Raw genomic sequence first — 18,122 nt, 5'->3', positions numbered from 1 at the left:
ATATCGTTACCCGTACTGTGGCCTATACCAACCACACGATCATGGCGGAAGCGCTGGAGCGCTGGCCGCAGGAAATGATGCGTTCGCTTCTGCCGCGCGTCTACATGATTATTGAAGAAATCGAACGCCGCTTCCATTACGAAGTGCAGCATGCCGGCAAGGAACACATGTTCCCGGCGATGTCGATTCTTTCCAACAATCAGGTCAACATGGCCAACCTTGCGGTTGTCGGAAGCCATTCGGTAAACGGCGTTGCCAAGATTCATTCCGAAATTCTCATCAACGATGTCATGGCTTCGTTCGCGTCGTTCTACCCGGGCCGCTTCAATAACAAGACCAACGGTGTCACCCACCGTCGCTGGCTCGTATATTCCAACCCGCAGCTGACCGAACTGCTGAAAAAATACATCGGCGACAGCTTCATCAAGCATCCGGAAGATCTCGAAAAGCTGATGGCCTATGTCGACGATCCGAAACTGCAGGAAGAGTTCTTCGAAGTGAAGCTCGAACGCAAGAAAATTCTGGCTGCGTACGTGAAGGAACATCTGGGCATTGACGTCGATGTCAACACGATTTTCGACTGCCAGTCCAAACGTCTGCACGCCTACAAGCGTCAGCTGATGAATATCTTCCATATTATGTATCTGTACCTGCGCATGAAGCAGGATCCGAATTACCGCATTACGCCGACGACGTACTTCTTCTCCGCCAAGGCTGCTCCTGGCTACGCACTGGCCAAGGAGATCATCAAGCTGATCGTCAAGGTCGCCAACCGCATCAACGGCGATCCGCAGGTCAGCCAGTACATGAAAGTCGTCTTCATCCCGAACTACTCCGTATCGATCGCCGAACTGCTGATCAACGCGGCAGACGTTTCGGAACAGATTTCTACCGCAGGCAAGGAAGCGTCCGGTACCGGAAACATGAAGTACATGATGAACGGTGCGCTGACGCTCGGTACACTCGATGGCGCCAACGTGGAAATCGTCGACTGTGTCGGCTTTGAAAACGCGAAGATTTTCGGTCTGAAAGTCGAAGACATCGAACGCATTCGCCGTGAGAACAGCTACGACGTCTGGCGGATTTATCATTCCAACCCGAAACTGCGCATGGTCATTGATTCTCTGCGCAACTGCACATGGTCGGAAAATCCGAACGAGTTCCAGCTGATCTTCAACGACCTGATGCTGCACAAGGACGAATTCTTCGTTCTGGCCGACTTTGATGCCTACCTGATGGCCCATGCGGACGTATCGGCCTGGTATGCCGACAAACCGGCCTGGGCTCGGGCCATGCTGGTAAATATCGCCAAATCCGGCTACTTCTCTTCCGACCGCACCATCCGCGAATACGCGAAGGAAATCTGGGGTCTGGATGAAATTAAGTTCACGCGCCAGGAACGGCTGGAAGCCGGCTGCACCGTGGATGACGAAGAAGACGCCGCGTAAGCGCGACGGTTCCCATTCGGTTCAATTCGTCTTAAAAATCACGATTTGCTTATAATAAAGAGGACTGCGGTCCTCTTTTTTTCATGGGCGCAAAAGAAACGATGCCCAGCCTCCCTTATATGCGGGAGTTTTCGCTCTGGCCTGCCGTTTTGGAACGGGGAACAGGGAAAAATTAAGAAAGAAGAAAACGAGGACAGCCTTTATCCCGCAGGGGATAAGAATGGACATTTTTCTATGAACAAAAAACCTGTAAAACTTCTGCTTCTTGGCGCGACCGGCTCGATCGGTACGCAGACACTGGATGTGCTGCAAGCCCATCCGGATGATTTTGAACTGGTCGGCATCAGTGCCGGAAAAAATAAAGCCGCACTTGAAAGCATTCTCGCGCAGTTTCCATCTGTAAAAGCGGCGGGACTCAGCGCGCAGGACGAGACCATAAGGGAAGATGCAAACGGCGTGGTCTGGTATGGCGGCGAAAAACAGATGGTGCATATGGTCGAAGAACTCGACTACGATCTGCTTGTCAACGCGGTTGTCGGCTTTCGCGGTCTCGCTCCGACGCTGGCTGCAATTGAACGCGACAAGGATGTCGCGTTAGCCAATAAGGAATCGCTGGTCTGCGGCGGCGAACTCGTTCAGGACGCCCTGAAAAAGCATGACGCCGTTTTGCGCCCGATCGATTCCGAACATTCCGCCATCTGGCAATGCCTGCAGGGAAACCGTCACGAAGACGTTTCCCGACTGATCATTACCGCCTCGGGCGGATCGCTGCGCGATCTTGGCCGGGAGGAACTGGCCGACATTATACCGGAGCGGGCGCTGAAGCATCCGTCGTGGTCGATGGGGCCGCGTATTACAATCGATTCGGCGACGATGGTCAACAAAGGCTTTGAAGTCATTGAGGCGCACTATCTCTTTGATATGCCGTATGAACAGATCGCCACGGTACTCCATCCGCAGTCGATCGTTCATTCGATAGTCGAATATCAGGACGGCGCGAGCATTGCCCAGCTGGGCAGCGCGGATATGCGCCTGCCGATTCAGTACGCGCTGTACGGCCCGGATCGCCCGTATTTAAAAGAAGATCATCCGCTTGATCTTACCCGGACTCTGACTTTAAACTTTAAGGAAATGGATCACGACCGCTATCCGATGCTTTTACTGGCCGTTCAGGCGGGAAAGCGCGGCGGCAACGCCGGCTGCATTTTCAATGCGGCGGATGAACAGGCGGTAGACCTGTTTTTGAAAAAGAAAATTTCCTTTCTCGAAATCGAAGAGGCGATCGCCGACGCGCTCGAACAGATTCCCTTTATCGAAAACCCGGATCTGAACGATCTCTTCGACACGGATGCCCGGACCCGCGCGCACGTCAAAGCCCGCTGGTGTGGACAAAACGCGTCTGGACCCCTAGACTGAGAAAGCTGAAAACCGCCTGCCGGTTTTCAATGAAGTGTTGAATCTGATTTGAACGTTTGTTTTCAAAGCGGGCTTTTCTGCCGCTTTGAAAACGGTGAATAGATAGAAGGAGGGTCATGTGAAAAAGACATCTTTGTATTCTCTTGCCGCCCTGATGGCGGCGGTCTGCCTGCCTGCAGGATCGATGATCCGGCCGGTTCTGGCTTCCAATTCCACGCTCCCCGCCGTTATCGAAGGGGAAACGGTCGATCCCGCATGCATCACTCCTGATGAGTTCGTGAATCGATTTTGTAAATTTGAAACCATTCGTCTTCTGCCTGACGGCAGCAGCGTAAAAGATTCCGTATGGTATACGACGCTTACCCCGGAAAACGCACCGCTTCTCGCGCAGGGCAAAGGCATCTTTGATCAGATGGACGCCCAGCGCCAGCAGATCGTCATTCAGGCGGCCGCTGCGTTTGGCATCGACTATCGCGCCCTTGCGCAGAGCGCAGTGGACTATTGTGCTGCTTTAGAAAACGCAGCGCAGACACCGCAAACGCCTGCACCGGCCGCGCCTTCCGCGGATTTGGACGCTTCTTCGCAGACGAAAAGCGATCCGGCACAGAGCGCAGCGGACAGTTCGGCTTCTTCGGAAAAAAAGGATGAACAGCCTTACGGTACTAACGAAACATCCGCTTCGGATTCTTCCGCACCGACAAAGGCTGATCCTTCACAGGAAGCACCCGCCAATGGAGAGGATGTTAAATCCAGTGAAGATACAGGAACTTCCAATGAGCAGACACCTTCTCAGACGCCGGATTCCAAAACGGAGCAGCCGGTAAATGGCGAAAACGGAAATGCGCAGACTTCGGATGCACAGGAAAATTCGAACGTTTCTGATGAAGAAACGTCTGACAAACCTGCCGATGACACAGATCCGGCAAAACCGGAAGACGCTGCTCCCGAAGCTCCCGCTGAAGTTGTGGAAACCAAACCGGTTTCCTACCAGTACACAGAAGGAACGCTCAATCTGTCTTCTTCACACATGCCAGGCGGCATGAGCGTACAGACCCTGAGCTTTCCCGTGAATCCGGAAACCGACGATCTGACGGGTACCATTGCCAAGTCGCTGGCAGAAAATGCCGGCTGGCCTGCCTGGACGGTCGAACCGGTCATTTACCAGTACACGAATAAAGAGGTAACCGTACAGACTGCGGTTTTATACCGTGTGGCAGCCGGAGATCTGCAAATGCTGTTTGATTACGGCATCGGTCTGGACGGTCATATCGCGGTAACGCTCTATAACGCCAGCAGCTGTTCCTACAATATGGATTCCAGCACGCTGCAGCTGCCGCGCATCGGCTACGCCGTGCTCAACCCGATCGCGGAAACCGACGGCATTCAGAACGAAATTCAGCCAGTTGATCCGGCAGCAGCGCCAGCAAATACTGCGGAAGCCACCGGAATCAAAACCGAGTCCGTCTGGACCGTGGACAAGGCTGCGTCTTCGGAAAATTCAGAAGTAGCCGGCAAAGTCGCCCAGCTGAGCGTCTTCCCGGAAATCGCGGATGAGACGATCGCAAAACAGCGTGCCGCTCTGATCAATGCGCCGACGCTGATGAGCCTCGATAATCAGGCCAATGATTTCGTTCAGCGCTACGCCATGCAAAACGGAGCTGTGATCAAGGCGATTAACGCGTCCAACTACCAGCAGGTCCTTAACGGCATGAAAGCCTGGAACGCGCTGAGCACGAGTCAGCGCCGGTCCGTCAACGACTATCTGATTGCCAACGGAAGCTCCCGCTTCCAGCAGCTGTATCGTCAGGCGAATGAATACCGTCTGGGCATGCCGCTGCAAAAGGAAAATCTGCCTTCCTCAGCCGGATCGGTCAATACCGCTTCCGTAGCGGAACTGCCGATGTATCTCGCTTCCTTTGCGGGTGCGGCCAGCGCGCTGGTAACGTTCAGCCAGGCTGCCTTTGGCAAAACGAACAAGGACGAAGACGACGCCTCGCTTTAAAAAGAGGAAGCGTCCGTTCATTTCGCCTTTCCCTTGCGAAAGGGACAGGTTAATCCTTTGCTTTTTCAACAATCCTTTGTATGATCAAAGTTCGCCGGGACTGTCCTGGCGGACTTTTTGAATTTATGCGGGATTGCCGTATGATGAAAATACTAGATATCGAACGAGAATCGAGGTACGAATGGCCACTTACAGCAAGAAAGATCTCGAGCGGGCGAAATTTGTCAAGGAACAGGAACTCTATGTAAAAGAAGGCTATAAGAAAGCCGTCTTTTTAAACCGGACGTTTGCGGACTATCAGAATCACCTGTATGCGTATCTGATTGATCTGAGCATCTGTCTGCTCCCCGTCTACGTCTGGGGCGTTGAGTTTATCCTGATTTTATCGGGAGTCATCTCCCCGGCTTATTTCGATCTGCTTTTTTATATAATGTATGCCCTGCTCTTTTTGACGAGCTGCATCCTTCTTCCCCTGTACACCGCCTCCAAGGGCGGGTACTCGTGGGGCGGACGGCTGATGGGACTGCGTCTGGTACGGGCGGATAAAAAACCGGCAACCGTCATGCGGCTTGTCGTGCGCGAACTGCTCGGCATCGGCGCGCCAATGATGCTTTTTGGATATTTCTTCTCCATCTGGGGCATCTTCTTATGGTGGGGCGTGAACGGACTTTGCGTTCTCGCATCCCCTCACCAGCAGACCATTTTTGACTGGCTGCTCAATCTGGCTCTGGTGTATACGCCGCGCTATTCCATGCGCGTCGTCGGCTCGAAAGCCAAGGGCCAGAAACCGGCTCCGTCCAATACGGAAGAAAACGAAAATTCTTCCGCCGCTTCTCCGTCGGAAAAGCCCGCGGCTCAGGCGGCAAAACCGCAGCCCAAAGGGCAGGTTAAACCGGCACTGAGCGAGGAAGAAAAACAGATCTGGCCGATCGATCTGCACATTCGCTCAAGCTTCAGCGACGACGCGGACGGGGAAGTGGAAGATATTTTCTGTCAGGCGAAAGAACAGAACATGGAAGTCATTTCCATTACCGACCATAACAACGCCAGAGCCAACGCCCAGGCGGTGCGCTTTGCGAAAATGTATGGCATCCGCTACATTCCGGGCGTCGAAATCGACTGTGAACTCGATGGAGAACGCGTCCGGATTCTGGGCTACTACATCGACTGGACGGCGTCGTTTTTCGACCAGATTGAACGCCTTTCCCTGAAACGGGAAAAAGACGCGTCGATCGACCGGATCCGCGCCTTTGAAGCCGCAACCGGCATGAAAGTCGATACGGAATCCCTGCTTTCCAACTCGCGCTTCAAGCTGCTGCGTCCGCAGGAGCTGACCGATCTGGTATTCGATACGCCCGAAGCCCGCAAGCTGCCGGCTGTATCGAGCTATCTGATCAGCGCCCGTTCGGAAAAAGAAGCCCGTGAGGCGTTCCTGCGGGACTATTTCGGTCCAGGCGGCCCGTGTCACATTACGTATAAATATCCAAACGCCCTGAAAGTCATTGAAGGCATTCATCAGGCCGGGGGACTGGCCGTACTTTCCGGCTGGCACATTTCCCGCATTTCCAGTGAAGTTCTCCTTCGGCTGATGGATGGCGGACTCGACGGCTTTGAAGTGTTCGCTCCCAACAATACGGAAGCCGAAAAGCGCTTCCTGCTCAAACTGGCCGGCGAGGAAAAATCGCTCATTACCGCCGGTTCGGATTACCATGGCACAAGACGTCCCGATCGAAAGATGGGCGTAACGACGATGACCGGCAAAGCCCGTTCGGTAGTCGAGCTTTTTACGCAGGCTGCCCTCGAACCGCCCAGACCGTCTTCTTCCAGACGTGCCGGCTGATCGCTTTACTGCTTTAGAATGTTCAAAGGCACAAGGATCGCGCCCTGTTTGTTCAGGGCGGGATCTGTTTTTACTTTTGCTCGCTTCGATTGGTGCCGCAAGATTGCGCAAAGCATGAAAACGACAAATAAACACGAGAAGCTTTTCATACTTTCGCCATGAGCGCAGGGATTTCGCGGGCAAAGATGGAATTGGTCCGGTTTGTGGTAAAATTTTTCAATGAATCGGCATGCCGGAACGGGCGCTTTGTCTGCTGCACTTTACGCACAGACAGACCGAACGCCAGACAGATTCCGGAGCCGCCACGCTGAACCTGCAAAAGCGATTTTTTGGCTTTCAGGAAAGCCGCTCAAGAAAGGAAGCAACAGGTACATGACAGAGAAAACGCCTTACTTTCTGACGACCGCGATCGCGTATACGTCAGGAAGACCACATATTGGAAACACCTACGAGATCATTCTCTCCGATGCGCTCGCCCGCTTTAAACGGGCGCAGGGCTACGATGTCTTCTTTCAGACCGGAACCGACGAACACGGTCAGAAAATTGAAGAAAAAGCCGCCGCGGCAGGCATTACGCCGCAGGCCTTCGTCGATGAAGTTGCCGGAAAAATCCGCTCCAACTGGGATCTGATGAATACGTCCTACGACTGCTTCATCCGCACCACCGACGAAAAGCACGTCAAAGCGGTACAGAAAATTTTCCGTCGTCTGTATGAACAGGGCGACATTTACAAAGGCGAATACGAAGGCTGGTACTGTACACCCTGCGAATCGTTCTGGACCGAGTCGCAGCTCGTGGACGGCAACTGCCCGGACTGCGGAAGACCCGTTCACAAAGCGAGAGAAGAAGCCTACTTCTTCAACATGCGCAAATACGCGGATCGTCTGATGAAGTATATTGAGGATCATCCGGATTTCATTCAGCCCGAAAGCCGCAAAAACGAAATGGTCAACAACTTCCTCAAACCCGGTCTGCAGGATCTGTGCGTATCCCGCACGTCCTTCTCCTGGGGCATCCCGGTCGATTTCGACAGCAAGCACGTTGTCTATGTATGGCTCGATGCGCTGACAAACTATATTACGTCGCTTGGCTACGATGCCGATCTGCCCTGCGAAGAACAGCCGGAAGCCTTTAAGAAGTTCTGGCCGGCGACTCACATTATCGGCAAGGACATTCTTCGCTTCCATACCATTTACTGGCCGATCTTCCTGATGGCGCTCGATCTGCCGATGCCCAAAAAAGTCTTCGGTCATCCGTGGATGTTAATTGGAGAGGGCAAAATGTCCAAATCCAAAGGCAACGTCATTTACGCCGAAGAACTCGTTGAACATTTCGGCGTCGACGCCGTTCGCTACTACTGCCTGCACGAAATGCCGTTTGCACAGGACGGAACGATTACGTGGGATCTGATGATCGAACGCATCAACTCCGATCTGGCCAACGTCCTTGGAAACCTCGTCAGCCGTACGATTGCCATGGAAAACAAGTACTTTGACGGTCTTGTCGAAAATCCAGGCGTGACTGCACCGGTCGATGACGAACTCAAAGCAGCTGCCGAAAATGCGGTGGTGAAAACCGAAGAGAAGATGGAAGACTTCCAGGTCAGCGCTGCGCTCGACGAAATCTTCACCCTTCTGCGCCGTTCCAATAAATACATTGATGAAACCGAACCGTGGAAGCTGGCCAAATCCGAAGAGGATCTGCCGCGTCTGAAAACGGTTCTGTACAACCTGCTCGAAAGCATCCGCATTGCCGGCATTCTGCTCGAAAGCTTCATGCCCGAAACTTCGGCAAAAATTCTCGATGCGCTCAACACAAAGGCACGCACGCTCGATTCCGCCCGTCATTTCGGTGCGCTCGAACAGGGCATTCATGTCGCCGAAAAGATCGAACCGCTCTTTGCGCGTATTGATGCCGCCAAGTTTGCGAAAGAAAACGGCCTGACGCAGGAAGAACCCGCAAAAGCCGCGAAGAAAGAAAAGAAAAAAGAGAAGAAGGCCTCCAAAAAAGAAGAGAAGCCCGCAGAGCCGATCGAGATCGATGACTTTGCGAAAGTGTCTCTGAAAGCCGGCCGCGTTCTTGAAGCCAAAGTGCATCCAGACGCAAACCGCCTGCTTGTGGAAACCGTCGATCTTGGAAACGGCGATGTCCGCCAGATCGTTTCCGGCATTGCACAGGCGTATGCGCCGGAAGACATTCAGGGAAAAATGGTTGTCGTTGTCGCCAACCTGAAGCCGGCTAAACTGCGCGGCGTGGAAAGTCAGGGCATGCTGCTGTGCAGCGTGGGCAAGGACGGCAAGCCTGCCGTTGTCTTCCTGGATGATGCCGTTGAACCCGGAACGACCATTCGCTGATGACCCCAAGACAGAAACTGCTGTTTACCCAGATCCAGCTGGCGCTTGCCGGCGTGCTGATTATGGTTTTCGGCTTTGTCTGGGATCGGACGGAACTGATTGTTCTTGGTGCCGTCGTCTGCGCCTATGGCGCCATCCGCGCACGGATTCTTCCCAGGATGATTGAAGAAGACGTCACGCCCGACGAAAGTCTGGACGAGATCATCGCCAGAGCCAAAGAAGACGAAAAGGCTAAAGAAACCGAAAAAGGCAGCAAAGCCGAAGAAGCACAAAAGGATGGGGATCTCAAGCCAGAGGATCCAGCCGATCCGGCAGAGCTGACATCGCAAAAAGAAAAGTGCGACCGTATGAGAGCCGAAACAGACAAAACGGAATGATTGTCTGCTTATTCGATCCGACTTGTCGCCCCTGTGTCTGGACGCTGAATTTCCGACCCATAAAATCACATAAAGCAGGAGAGAATAGAGTGTTCCTGCTTTTTTTCTGCGTAAATACGGAAAAGGCCGGGTGCCTATGGAGGAATCTCATAAAAAAACACTGGAAGAAGCTGCAGGACAAAGGGCGCATAAAGGGAAAATAGCTACAGGTTAAGCAATTCTTACGCTCAAAAAGAAAAGTTAAGTAAAATTAACTTTGATATTTAGTTAAACGAAGAAACCTTTAACCGAACATATTGAATAAAAATTTACCGAAAACCAGCGAAAACCCTTTCAGAATCTGTTGTTTAAAACAAATGCCTATGTTATAGTTCACATGTAAATTCTTCCGCAATTCCGCGGAACTCTCGTAAGAGACGAGAAATAGAAAGGGTACACTTAAGTACTATGGAACTCAACAAACTCTTTAAAACCATGATGGCAGGTGCTATGGCCCTGTCCCTGGCAGCTTGCGGCAGCAGCGACGGCGGCTCCACAAGCAGCACAGCTTCCTCCACAGCTGACTCCGGTTCTGCTGGAGGAGAAGGCGAAGTTTCCGTATTCTACTACACATACGGCGACGACTATATCTCCACAGTTCGTGCAGCTCTCGACAAAGACCTCGAAGATGCAGGAATCACCTACGCTGACTACGATGGCGGCAACAGCCAGACTACTCAGACTGAACAGGTACAGACAGCGATCTCCAAAGGATCCAAGTGCCTCGTTGTAAACCTGGTTGACACAGCTTCCCAGGATGCTGCGAAAGAAATCATCACCCAGGCTGAAACTGCTGGTATCCCAGTAATCTTCTTCAACCGTTCCGTTGACGAAGAAGTTATCTCTGCTTACGACAAAGCTGCTTTCGTAGGTACTGACTACGAAATGGCTGGCAAAATGCAGGGTGACATGATCGGTGAATACCTGAACGCAAACTACGATGCTACTGACCTGAACGGCGACGGTGTAATCTCCTACATCATGCTGAAAGGCCAGGAAGGCAACGCTGAAGCTGACGCTCGTACACAATACGGTGTAGAAAACGCTGACGCTAAACTTGCTGAAGAAGGCCACGAAGCTCTCGCTTACTACAAAGCTGACGCTCCTACAAAATACGAACTGGACAAAGACGGTGCATGGTCTGCTGCTCAGGGTACTGATATCGTTCAGAACGCTCTGTCCCAGTACAACGAAGAAAACGGCGACATGATCGAGCTCGTTATCGCAAACAATGACGGTATGGCTCTTGGTGCTCTGTCCGCTCTGCAGAACGCTGGCTACAACGACGGCGAAGGCAAGACCATTCCTATCTTCGGCGTAGACGCTCTTGACGATGCGAAGACAGCAATCGACGAAGGCAAAATGACTGGTACCATCAAACAGGATGGCGAAGGTATGGCCGCTGCGATCTGCCAGATGGTTCAGAACATGATGGCTGGAAAAGACAAATTCGAAGGCCTCGATTCTGCAAACGTAGTCGGAACATGGCGTATTAACATTCCTTATTCCGAATACAAAGCTGACTAATTTCCCGCTGCAGGAAACAGAATCAGTTTAAAACCGCAATGATTCCAAAATCAGCCACGGGTTCCCCGTGGCTGATTTCGAATCAGGCGATCACATAGAAATACGAAAGGAAAAACGAAATGTCTCAGGTAAATCCAACTGTTCATGACGCAGCTTGGAAAGAAGCACATCCCGTTGTCCTCCAGATGAAGGAAATCACCAAGCAGTTCCCTGGTGTTAAAGCGCTCGACGGCGTTTCTCTGAACGTCCGCGCCGGAAGCGTACACGCACTGATGGGTGAAAATGGTGCCGGTAAATCCACTCTGATGAAATGCCTCTTCGGCGTTTACAACAAAGACAGTGGAACCATCATCCTCGAAGACAAAGAGGTTAACTTCAAAAACTCCAAAGAAGCGCTCGAAAACGGTGTTGCCATGGTTCACCAGGAACTGAACCAGGCGCTTAAGCGCAACGTTATGGACAACCTCTGGCTGGGTCGCTATCCGACAAAAAACGGTTTCGTTTCTGAAGCAACAATGCTCAAGGATACGAAAGCGGTATTCGATGAACTCGAAATCGATGTCGATCCACGAACCGTAATGTCAACGATGCCAGTCGCTCAGCGACAGATGGTTGAAATCGCCAAAGCCGTATCCTTCCATTCGAAGGTAATCGTATTTGACGAACCGACTTCCTCCCTTACGGAAGAAGAAGTAGAACACCTTTTCAAGATTATCAACATGCTGCGTGATCGCGGTGTTGCCATTATTTACATCTCCCACAAGATGGACGAAATTCTGCGCATCTCCGACGAAATCACCGTCATGCGTGATGGTACCTGGGTTGCTACGGAAGTAACGGAAAACATGGATATGAACAAGATCATCAAACTGATGGTCGGCCGTGAACTTACGAACCGCTTCCCGCCCAAGGACAATGTTGTATCCGATGAAGTATCTCTTGAAGTAAAGAACCTCACCGCTCTTTACAACCAGCTGAACGATGTATCCTTCAAGGCACACAAAGGTGAAATCCTTGGTGTTGCCGGTCTGGATGGTGCAGGTCGTACAGAACTGCTCGAAACAATCTTCGGCTACGCCACTCGCAAGGATGGACAGATCTTCCTGCATGGTCAGGAAATCCATAACAAAAACCCGAAAAAGGCTCTTTCCAACGGTTTTGCTCTTCTGACTGAAGAACGCCGCGCCACCGGTATCTTCGGTATTCTGGACATCCGTGCCAACACAACTATTTCCAACCTTAAAAGCTATCTCAAAGCCGGTCTTCTTTCCGATGCGGCAATGAAGAAAGATACGGACTGGTCCATTGGCGCCATGCGCATTAAGACACCGAGTCAGGCGACGAAAATCTCGTCTCTGTCCGGCGGTAACCAGCAGAAAGTAATTCTTGGACGCTGGCTGCTGACCGAACCGGAAATTCTGCTGCTGGATGAACCGACGCGCGGTATTGACGTAGGTGCCAAATATGAAATCTACGAACTGATCTCGAACCTGGCGAAACAGGGCAAGACAGTCATGATGGTTTCATCTGAGATGCCGGAACTGCTCGGCGTCTGCAACCGTATTCTGGTTATGTCCGGCGGTCGTCTTGCCGGCGAGGTAGATGCGGATAACACAAGCCAGGAAGAAATTATGACTCTGGCTGCGAAATACGTATAAAGAGGAAATATTAAAATGTCTGAAAACACAAAAGCAAAAAAGCGGAATCGCATGCAGGTGTGGATGGATGATTACAAGCAGATGGATGCGAAGGACAAAAAACGCGCCATCACGAACCTCCTTCTCAACAACGCAATGTACATCATCATCCTCATTGCGGTCATCTTCATCGGTATCCGCGAACCGAAATACTTCTCTGTATCTTCGATTGTCAACATCATCACACTGACCGCTGCTAAACTGCCGATCGCTCTGGGTATCGGCGGATGTATCGTACTGACCGGTACTGATATTTCGGCCGGCCGTATGGTTGGTCTCGCCGCTGTAATCATCGCGTCGATGTCCATCACCAATAACCGTATTTTCCCGGGTCTCGAACCTCTTCCAATCATTGTTCCGCTTCTGGCAGCTATGGCAGTCTGCGGACTGATCGGTTTCGTAAACGGCTTCTCCGTTGCGAAATTTAAGCTCCATCCATTTATCGTAACCCTGGCTACACAGCTGATCACTTACGGTATCATCCTGATCTACCTCAAGCTCGGTACGAACAACGGCCAGACTCTTTCCGGATTCGACCAGACTTACCGTGACATCGTTACGGGTACGATCTTCTCCATCGGCGCTTCTAAGATCCCAATGTACGTACTGTACGCCATCCTCATGGTTATCGTTATGTGGATCATCTGGAACAAGACAACCTTCGGTAAAAACATGTTTGCAGTTGGTTCCAACGAAGAAGCAGCTACCGTTTCTGGTGTTAACGTTTCCCGCACAATCATCATGGTTTTCGTTCTCGCGGCAATCATGTACTCTCTGACAGGTTTCATTGACGGTGCCCGTATCGCTTCCGTAAACGCCAACACTGGTTTCAACTACGAGTGTGACGCCATCGCGGCTTGCGTAATTGGCGGCGTTTCCTTCGTCGGTGGTACTGGACGTATCTCCGGTATCGTAATCGGTGTACTCCTGCTGCAGATTATCTTTACTGGTCTGAACTATATGTCCGTTGACCAGAACTACCTGTACATTATTAAGGGTATTATCATCCTCGTTGCCTGCGCGATCGACATGCGTAAGTACCTGACGAAGAAATAAAACCCCATTATGAATGAGAAAAATCATTCTGAGACCCCAACGGATCTCCAACCCGATGGCGGACTGTATAAGAATCTGAACGTCTCCACGCGCACTCTGGGAATTGTAATCATTGCGGGATGCATTCTCTTGTGTTTGTTGATGTACCTCGGTACGCGAAAAGATGGTTACGCAGTTTCCTATAATTCCAAGGGCGGAAGCGATGTACCCTCTCAGGTCTACCAGTTCCAGGACGCTCTGAGTTTAGCTGATGCCCCTGTCCGTGAAGGCTACCGCTTTACAGGCTGGTATACGGACGAAAACTGCACAATGCCTGCGGATAGCTCTCTTCTAGTCGAAGGCGATATGCAGCTCTTTGCCGGCTGGGAACCGGAAACCGATTGACTCAGTTCATTTGATCATTCATTTTCCCCCCTTAAGCTTCAGGCATACACCCCGTGTTCTCTCGATCGAATACGGGGTTTTTGTTTGGAAAAAAGGCGCGAAGAAACGGGCAGGTGTCCCGTTGATCCGGCTGCGGCCAGAACGACCCGCAACGGGGCCCGGCCCAGGTTTTCAAACGGCTGGATACTTCAGACGCCAAAACGTAAAAAGTCCTCTGCCACCCAGAATTCTGGGAAGGGCAGAGGACTTCTGCTGTTCAGTGCTCAGTACTGGAGTTCAGTACTGGATGGTATAGAGATTGAATCGGACTTACTTCTCGTCGATGTCGATCAGTTCGTATTCACGATTTCCAAAGCCAAGAGCTGCGGCAGCTTCAACCGTGTGAACGCCATGACGGCTCTCTACACGTTCAAGGAAGTGATCACGTCCTGGATCATCGGAGCTGTAGACCATATCAAGGCAGGCCTGATCGATCGCAACCGGGTCGGTGGAGATCATGATGCCGATATCTTTCATGCACGGATCTTCAGCGACATGGCAGCAGTCGCAGTCAACGGACAGGTTGACCAGGCAGTTGATGTACACAATGCTGTCCTTGAAGAAGGTGTTTACGCTTTCCGCGGCATCGGCCATAGCTTCGAGGAATTCATCGTGATTCACTTCTTTTTCCCAGCAGTCTTTCATCGAGTCGGACTGACCGGTGGAGTGGATCCAGCACTTGCCGGCTGTGGATGCGCAGCCGATGGAGAGCTGTTTGAGGGCACCGCCAAAGCCGCCCATCGGATGGCCTTTAAAGTGCGAAAGCACGAGCATGGAGTTGTATTTCTCAATGTCCTTGCCGACGAAGTTTTTCTTGATGATTTTTCCGTTTGGAATTTCGAGGACTTTATCTGGTCCACCCGCATCGAGGATTTCTACATCGAAGTTTTCGGTCCAGCCATGATCGCGAAGTACTTTTTCGTGTTCGAGGGTGTTGAAACGATGGCCGCCCATATCGTGACCGTAAGCGGTGTTGCATTCAACGACCGTACCGTTGACTTCGTCTACGATCGGTTTTACGAATTCCGGACGCAGGAAGTTCTGGTTGCCGGCTTCACCGGTATGCAGCTTAACGGCTACATTGCCTTTCAGTTCCTTGCCTAAAGCTTTGTACAGACGGACTAAGGAGTCGCGTCCAGTGTTGCGGGTAAAATACACTTTGGATTTTTCCACGATAATATTCCTTTCATTGATCCAAAAATCGTTCATTCAAACAGAGACGTCTAAAACCGGGTGGCCTCAGAAGCTGGTGTCCACAATCTGATCGATCGCGTTCGTGTCGAGTCCGTTTTCGAAATAGTTTTCTTCGAGCGGAATCCATTTCGCTTCGAAGTTTGCGTACTTCTCTGCACCTTCCCGTTTCAAAAGCCGTTCTTTCTGCTCTTCCTTAGAACACGTAAGGAAGAGCAGAAAATCGACAAAAGGGAGCAGGTGAGCGCTGGCACTGTATGTGCCTTCGAGAAGCAGAATGCGCGGACGCTTCAAAGCGCGGGCCGACTGTAAAGTCATGGTTCTGCAGGAAAAGGGACAATAGATCGTTTCTTCCTTTTTCTGCAAAGGAAGCAGGACTTCATCGAGAATGCGTTCGTAATCGACGTTGGCACCTGGAGTCTTGAGACGTTCGGGCGTTCGATCTTCTGGCCGAAGGAAAAAGTCATCCATATGCAGGATGGAGCAGTCGTCCAGCCGGTCCACTAACAGAGAGGCCAGAGTCGTCTTTCCCGATCCGCATCGACCGTCAATCGCGACGACGAACATTGGCTTGTCGCTCTGGCTCCTTTTTTCTTCGAGCATTTTTACGATCGCATCCAATCGGTCAGCCCGAGAGGACGGAACAGATCCGTTCTGTATTGGGTTTTCGTTTGAAGAACTCATCCCTCCGCCTTGGCTGCCGAGACGGCGGCTTTCTGGGATGCGGCGGGACGTTCAAAGCGAAGCACGCCGGTTTTGTCGAGAACTACCATCAGAAGCGGGATTGCGGTCAGCTGCAGGATAATTCCCGGGATGGCATTTGAGAAGGCGCCGGCAATGAAGGCGCTGAGTGTAAAGGCGGAACCAGAGAGCCCCATCAGCACAGCCATTACGACACCCCAGATGATGCGTCCGCCAATCATGGCGCCAAGCAGGGACGTATAGACACTTACAATCGACTGCTTTTTCTGGATCTGATACAGCCATCCGGAAATGGCACCGTATGCGGCCAGTTCAAAAGCCATGGCCACAGCCTGCGGCATCATCGGCGGCATCGAGAACATAGCGCTTCGAAGCAGCGGCATAATTGCGCCGACGACCAGACCGTATTTCCAGCCGCAGATCAGTCCGCAAAGCAGAACCGGCACATGCATGGGACAGAGCATGTTTCCAATGAACTGAATCTGACCGGTAAGGAAGGGCAGAACCAGACCGGCGGCCAGAAACAGTGCCGACAGGGTCAGTTTCTGTACAGGTTTCAAATACAGCATCTCCTTTCTTTCTCTTGATCTCTTTCAGTATATATTCCATAAAAGAGCGATACAAAGCGTGAAGAGCACAATATTCTTATTCTCTTAGAAAATAATAGAAAGGTTCTTATTTGAATTATGAATAAATTTTCCTTACGGCCGTACCTGAAAATCATGCAGGTAAAGCAGAAAAAGGAAAAGAGGCTTTCTTTGTCCGGATCGCCGCCCGCCCTATCCGCCTGTGTGCAAACCGTGTACGGCTTCAATTCGTGATACACTCGAAGCCGTACAGAGATACAGAGAAAGGAGACAAACAGGAGCCCAAATTGCAGCCCTGTTCAAAGTGAAGCTATGGAAACAAAACCCAAAAAGCGCATCGCCATTATTTCGACTGGCGGAACGATTGCCGGATCCGGCCGGATGGGCGAAGCGGCGACGTATCGCGCGGGAACCCTGTCGGTTGAGTCGATTCTTTCCAGCGTCAGCTCCATTCAGGAACTCGCCGATCTGGAAGTCTTTTCCGTCTGCTCCAAGGATTCTAACGACATTACGGAAGAAGATCTGTTTCGCATTAAGGTCAAAGCGGAAGAACTCGAACAGGACGACCGGTTCGATGGCATTGTCATTACCCATGGAACGGACACGCTCGAAGAAACCGCCTTTTTCCTCAACCTGGTTCTGAATGTCTCCAAGCCGATTGTCATGACCGGCGCCATGCGCCCGGCAACCGCGACGAGTGCGGACGGCCCGATGAACCTGTATCAGGCGGTCGCTCTGGCCGCCAATCCCAAAGCGGAAAAAATGGGCGTGCTCGCCGTTCTGTCGGATACGATTTATTCCGGCCGCGATCTGACGAAAGTCAATTCGATCAAGACCGACGCGTTTGAAGTCGGCGATCCAGGTCCGATCGGCTACATGCAGGATGACAAGGCGTATCTCATTCACGCCCCGTATCGCCGCCATACCATTTATTCGCGCTTTGCGATTGAGCAGATTCCGCGGCTTGCACGCGTGGAAATTTATTATGTCCATGCGCAGAGCGATCCGGATCTGCTTGCGTACATGCTGGAAACGTATGACGGCGTCATTATCGCCGGATCCGGCTCGGGCAACTATTCGCAGGAAATCCGGGAAGTCATCGAAAACTACACCGGACCCGCGCTCATCGTCCGCACCAGCCGGCTGCTCGAAGGCGCAGCCTTTGAATCTCCGGTTTTTGATCCGCTCAAGAAAACCATTCCGGCCCATCGCCTCTCTCCGCATAAAGCGAGAATTCTTACCCAGCTCGCGCTCAGTTACGGCGTGCCGCGCGAAGAAATGCCCGCGCTCTTCCGAGAATACTGATCGAAACCGCGCCCTGAAGATCATAAGAGAAAACGTACAAAAGCGCCGGCAACGTCTTTGCGGCGCTTTTTCATCGTTTCAGGAAAAGAAATTTGTCCTTATTAAGTAAGTGTCAAACAATCGACGGGTATACGCGAGACTGAATATTAGATACGCT

At 51.7% G+C, this 18,122-nt stretch carries 14 protein-coding genes; 11 read left to right on the top strand and 3 right to left on the bottom strand.

The features are described from left to right. The 10 genes from glgP to ACLUYS_RS05400 form a co-directional block, all read left to right on the top strand. Positions 1-1,448, top strand: a 1,448-nt coding sequence (gene glgP, locus ACLUYS_RS05445) for a glycogen/starch/alpha-glucan family phosphorylase (RefSeq protein ID WP_412659329.1), incomplete at its 5' end; no start/stop codon positions are given. Between the two features lie 234 nt (positions 1,449-1,682). Further along, on the top strand, positions 1,683-2,864 hold the full coding sequence (gene dxr / locus ACLUYS_RS05440; RefSeq protein WP_288339906.1) for a 1-deoxy-D-xylulose-5-phosphate reductoisomerase: 1,182 nt from the start codon (positions 1,683-1,685) through the stop codon (positions 2,862-2,864). 118 nt (positions 2,865-2,982) lie between these two features. Beyond that, a complete protein-coding gene (locus ACLUYS_RS05435) occupies positions 2,983-4,866 on the top strand; it encodes a hypothetical protein (RefSeq protein ID WP_412659328.1) in 1,884 nt (627 codons plus the stop codon). Positions 4,867-5,047: 181 nt separating this feature from the next. Next, positions 5,048-6,706, top strand: coding sequence for an RDD family protein (locus ACLUYS_RS05430; protein ID WP_230267266.1), 1,659 nt, complete (start codon positions 5,048-5,050; stop codon positions 6,704-6,706). A 219-nt stretch (positions 6,707-6,925) separates the two neighbouring features. Continuing rightward, positions 6,926-9,061: a methionine--tRNA ligase gene (gene metG / locus ACLUYS_RS05425; protein ID WP_412659327.1), complete on the top strand. Its 2,136-nt coding sequence runs from the start codon at positions 6,926-6,928 to the stop codon at positions 9,059-9,061. Continuing rightward, positions 9,061-9,438 (top strand): hypothetical protein, encoded by a 378-nt coding sequence (locus ACLUYS_RS05420; protein WP_230267264.1) that lies wholly within the window; start codon positions 9,061-9,063, stop codon positions 9,436-9,438. Before metG ends, ACLUYS_RS05420 begins: the two co-directional genes overlap by 1 nt. A gap of 447 nt (positions 9,439-9,885) precedes the next feature. Next, positions 9,886-11,004, top strand: a complete 1,119-nt coding sequence (locus tag ACLUYS_RS05415; protein ID WP_230267263.1) for a galactose ABC transporter substrate-binding protein — start codon at positions 9,886-9,888, stop codon at positions 11,002-11,004. A gap of 119 nt (positions 11,005-11,123) precedes the next feature. After that, positions 11,124-12,662 carry a sugar ABC transporter ATP-binding protein gene (locus ACLUYS_RS05410; RefSeq protein WP_412659326.1) on the top strand — a complete coding sequence of 513 codons (1,539 nt, stop codon included), beginning with the start codon at positions 11,124-11,126 and terminating at the stop codon, positions 12,660-12,662. Positions 12,663-12,677: 15 nt separating this feature from the next. Beyond that, positions 12,678-13,757, top strand: coding sequence for a galactose/methyl galactoside ABC transporter permease MglC (locus ACLUYS_RS05405; protein ID WP_288339278.1), 1,080 nt, complete (start codon positions 12,678-12,680; stop codon positions 13,755-13,757). 9 nt (positions 13,758-13,766) lie between these two features. Beyond that, a complete protein-coding gene (locus ACLUYS_RS05400; protein WP_230267260.1) occupies positions 13,767-14,141 on the top strand; it encodes an InlB B-repeat-containing protein in 375 nt (124 codons plus the stop codon). Between the two features lie 309 nt (positions 14,142-14,450). On the opposite strand, the gene ACLUYS_RS05395 is transcribed toward ACLUYS_RS05400, so the two are convergent. The 3 genes from ACLUYS_RS05395 to ACLUYS_RS05385 form a co-directional block, all read right to left on the bottom strand. Further along, a complete protein-coding gene (locus ACLUYS_RS05395) occupies positions 14,451-15,353 on the bottom strand; it encodes a DUF362 domain-containing protein (RefSeq protein ID WP_288339279.1) in 903 nt (300 codons plus the stop codon). 66 nt (positions 15,354-15,419) lie between these two features. Further along, a complete protein-coding gene (locus tag ACLUYS_RS05390; RefSeq protein ID WP_412659325.1) occupies positions 15,420-16,055 on the bottom strand; it encodes a uridine kinase in 636 nt (211 codons plus the stop codon). Then, on the bottom strand, positions 16,052-16,633 hold the full coding sequence (locus ACLUYS_RS05385; protein ID WP_288339282.1) for an ECF transporter S component: 582 nt from the start codon (positions 16,631-16,633) through the stop codon (positions 16,052-16,054). The genes ACLUYS_RS05390 and ACLUYS_RS05385 overlap by 4 nt, the downstream gene beginning before the upstream one ends. Before the next feature lie 339 nt (positions 16,634-16,972). Here ACLUYS_RS05385 and ACLUYS_RS05380 point away from each other — a divergent pair, with 339 nt between their 5' ends. Continuing rightward, positions 16,973-17,965, top strand: coding sequence for an asparaginase (locus tag ACLUYS_RS05380; RefSeq protein ID WP_288339284.1), 993 nt, complete (start codon positions 16,973-16,975; stop codon positions 17,963-17,965). Positions 17,966-18,122 lie beyond the last annotated feature (157 nt).

It is taken from the genome of Allobaculum sp. (genome assembly GCF_047010065.1).
In the GTDB taxonomy this organism is placed as follows: Bacteria; Bacillota_I; Bacilli_A; order Erysipelotrichales; family Erysipelotrichaceae; genus Allobaculum; species Allobaculum fili.
The sequence above is the reverse complement of the archived record's forward strand: the minus strand, read 5'-3'. Positions and strand labels throughout refer to the sequence as shown.

Excerpts from the sequence above, each read along its gene's own strand:
- ACLUYS_RS05390 (WP_412659325.1), bottom strand. The coding sequence starts at position 16,055 with ATGAGTTCTTCAAACGAAAACCCAATACAGAACGGATCTGTTCCGTCC.
- ACLUYS_RS05380 (WP_288339284.1), top strand. The coding sequence starts at position 16,973 with ATGGAAACAAAACCCAAAAAGCGCATCGCCATTATTTCGACTGGCGGA.
- ACLUYS_RS05430 (WP_230267266.1), top strand. The coding sequence starts at position 5,048 with ATGGCCACTTACAGCAAGAAAGATCTCGAGCGGGCGAAATTTGTCAAG.
- ACLUYS_RS05400 (WP_230267260.1), top strand. The coding sequence starts at position 13,767 with ATGAATGAGAAAAATCATTCTGAGACCCCAACGGATCTCCAACCCGAT.
- metG (WP_412659327.1), top strand. The coding sequence starts at position 6,926 with ATGAATCGGCATGCCGGAACGGGCGCTTTGTCTGCTGCACTTTACGCA.
- ACLUYS_RS05415 (WP_230267263.1), top strand. The coding sequence starts at position 9,886 with ATGGAACTCAACAAACTCTTTAAAACCATGATGGCAGGTGCTATGGCC.
- ACLUYS_RS05410 (WP_412659326.1), top strand. The coding sequence starts at position 11,124 with ATGTCTCAGGTAAATCCAACTGTTCATGACGCAGCTTGGAAAGAAGCA.
- dxr (WP_288339906.1), top strand. The coding sequence starts at position 1,683 with ATGAACAAAAAACCTGTAAAACTTCTGCTTCTTGGCGCGACCGGCTCG.
- ACLUYS_RS05405 (WP_288339278.1), top strand. The coding sequence starts at position 12,678 with ATGTCTGAAAACACAAAAGCAAAAAAGCGGAATCGCATGCAGGTGTGG.
- ACLUYS_RS05420 (WP_230267264.1), top strand. The coding sequence starts at position 9,061 with ATGACCCCAAGACAGAAACTGCTGTTTACCCAGATCCAGCTGGCGCTT.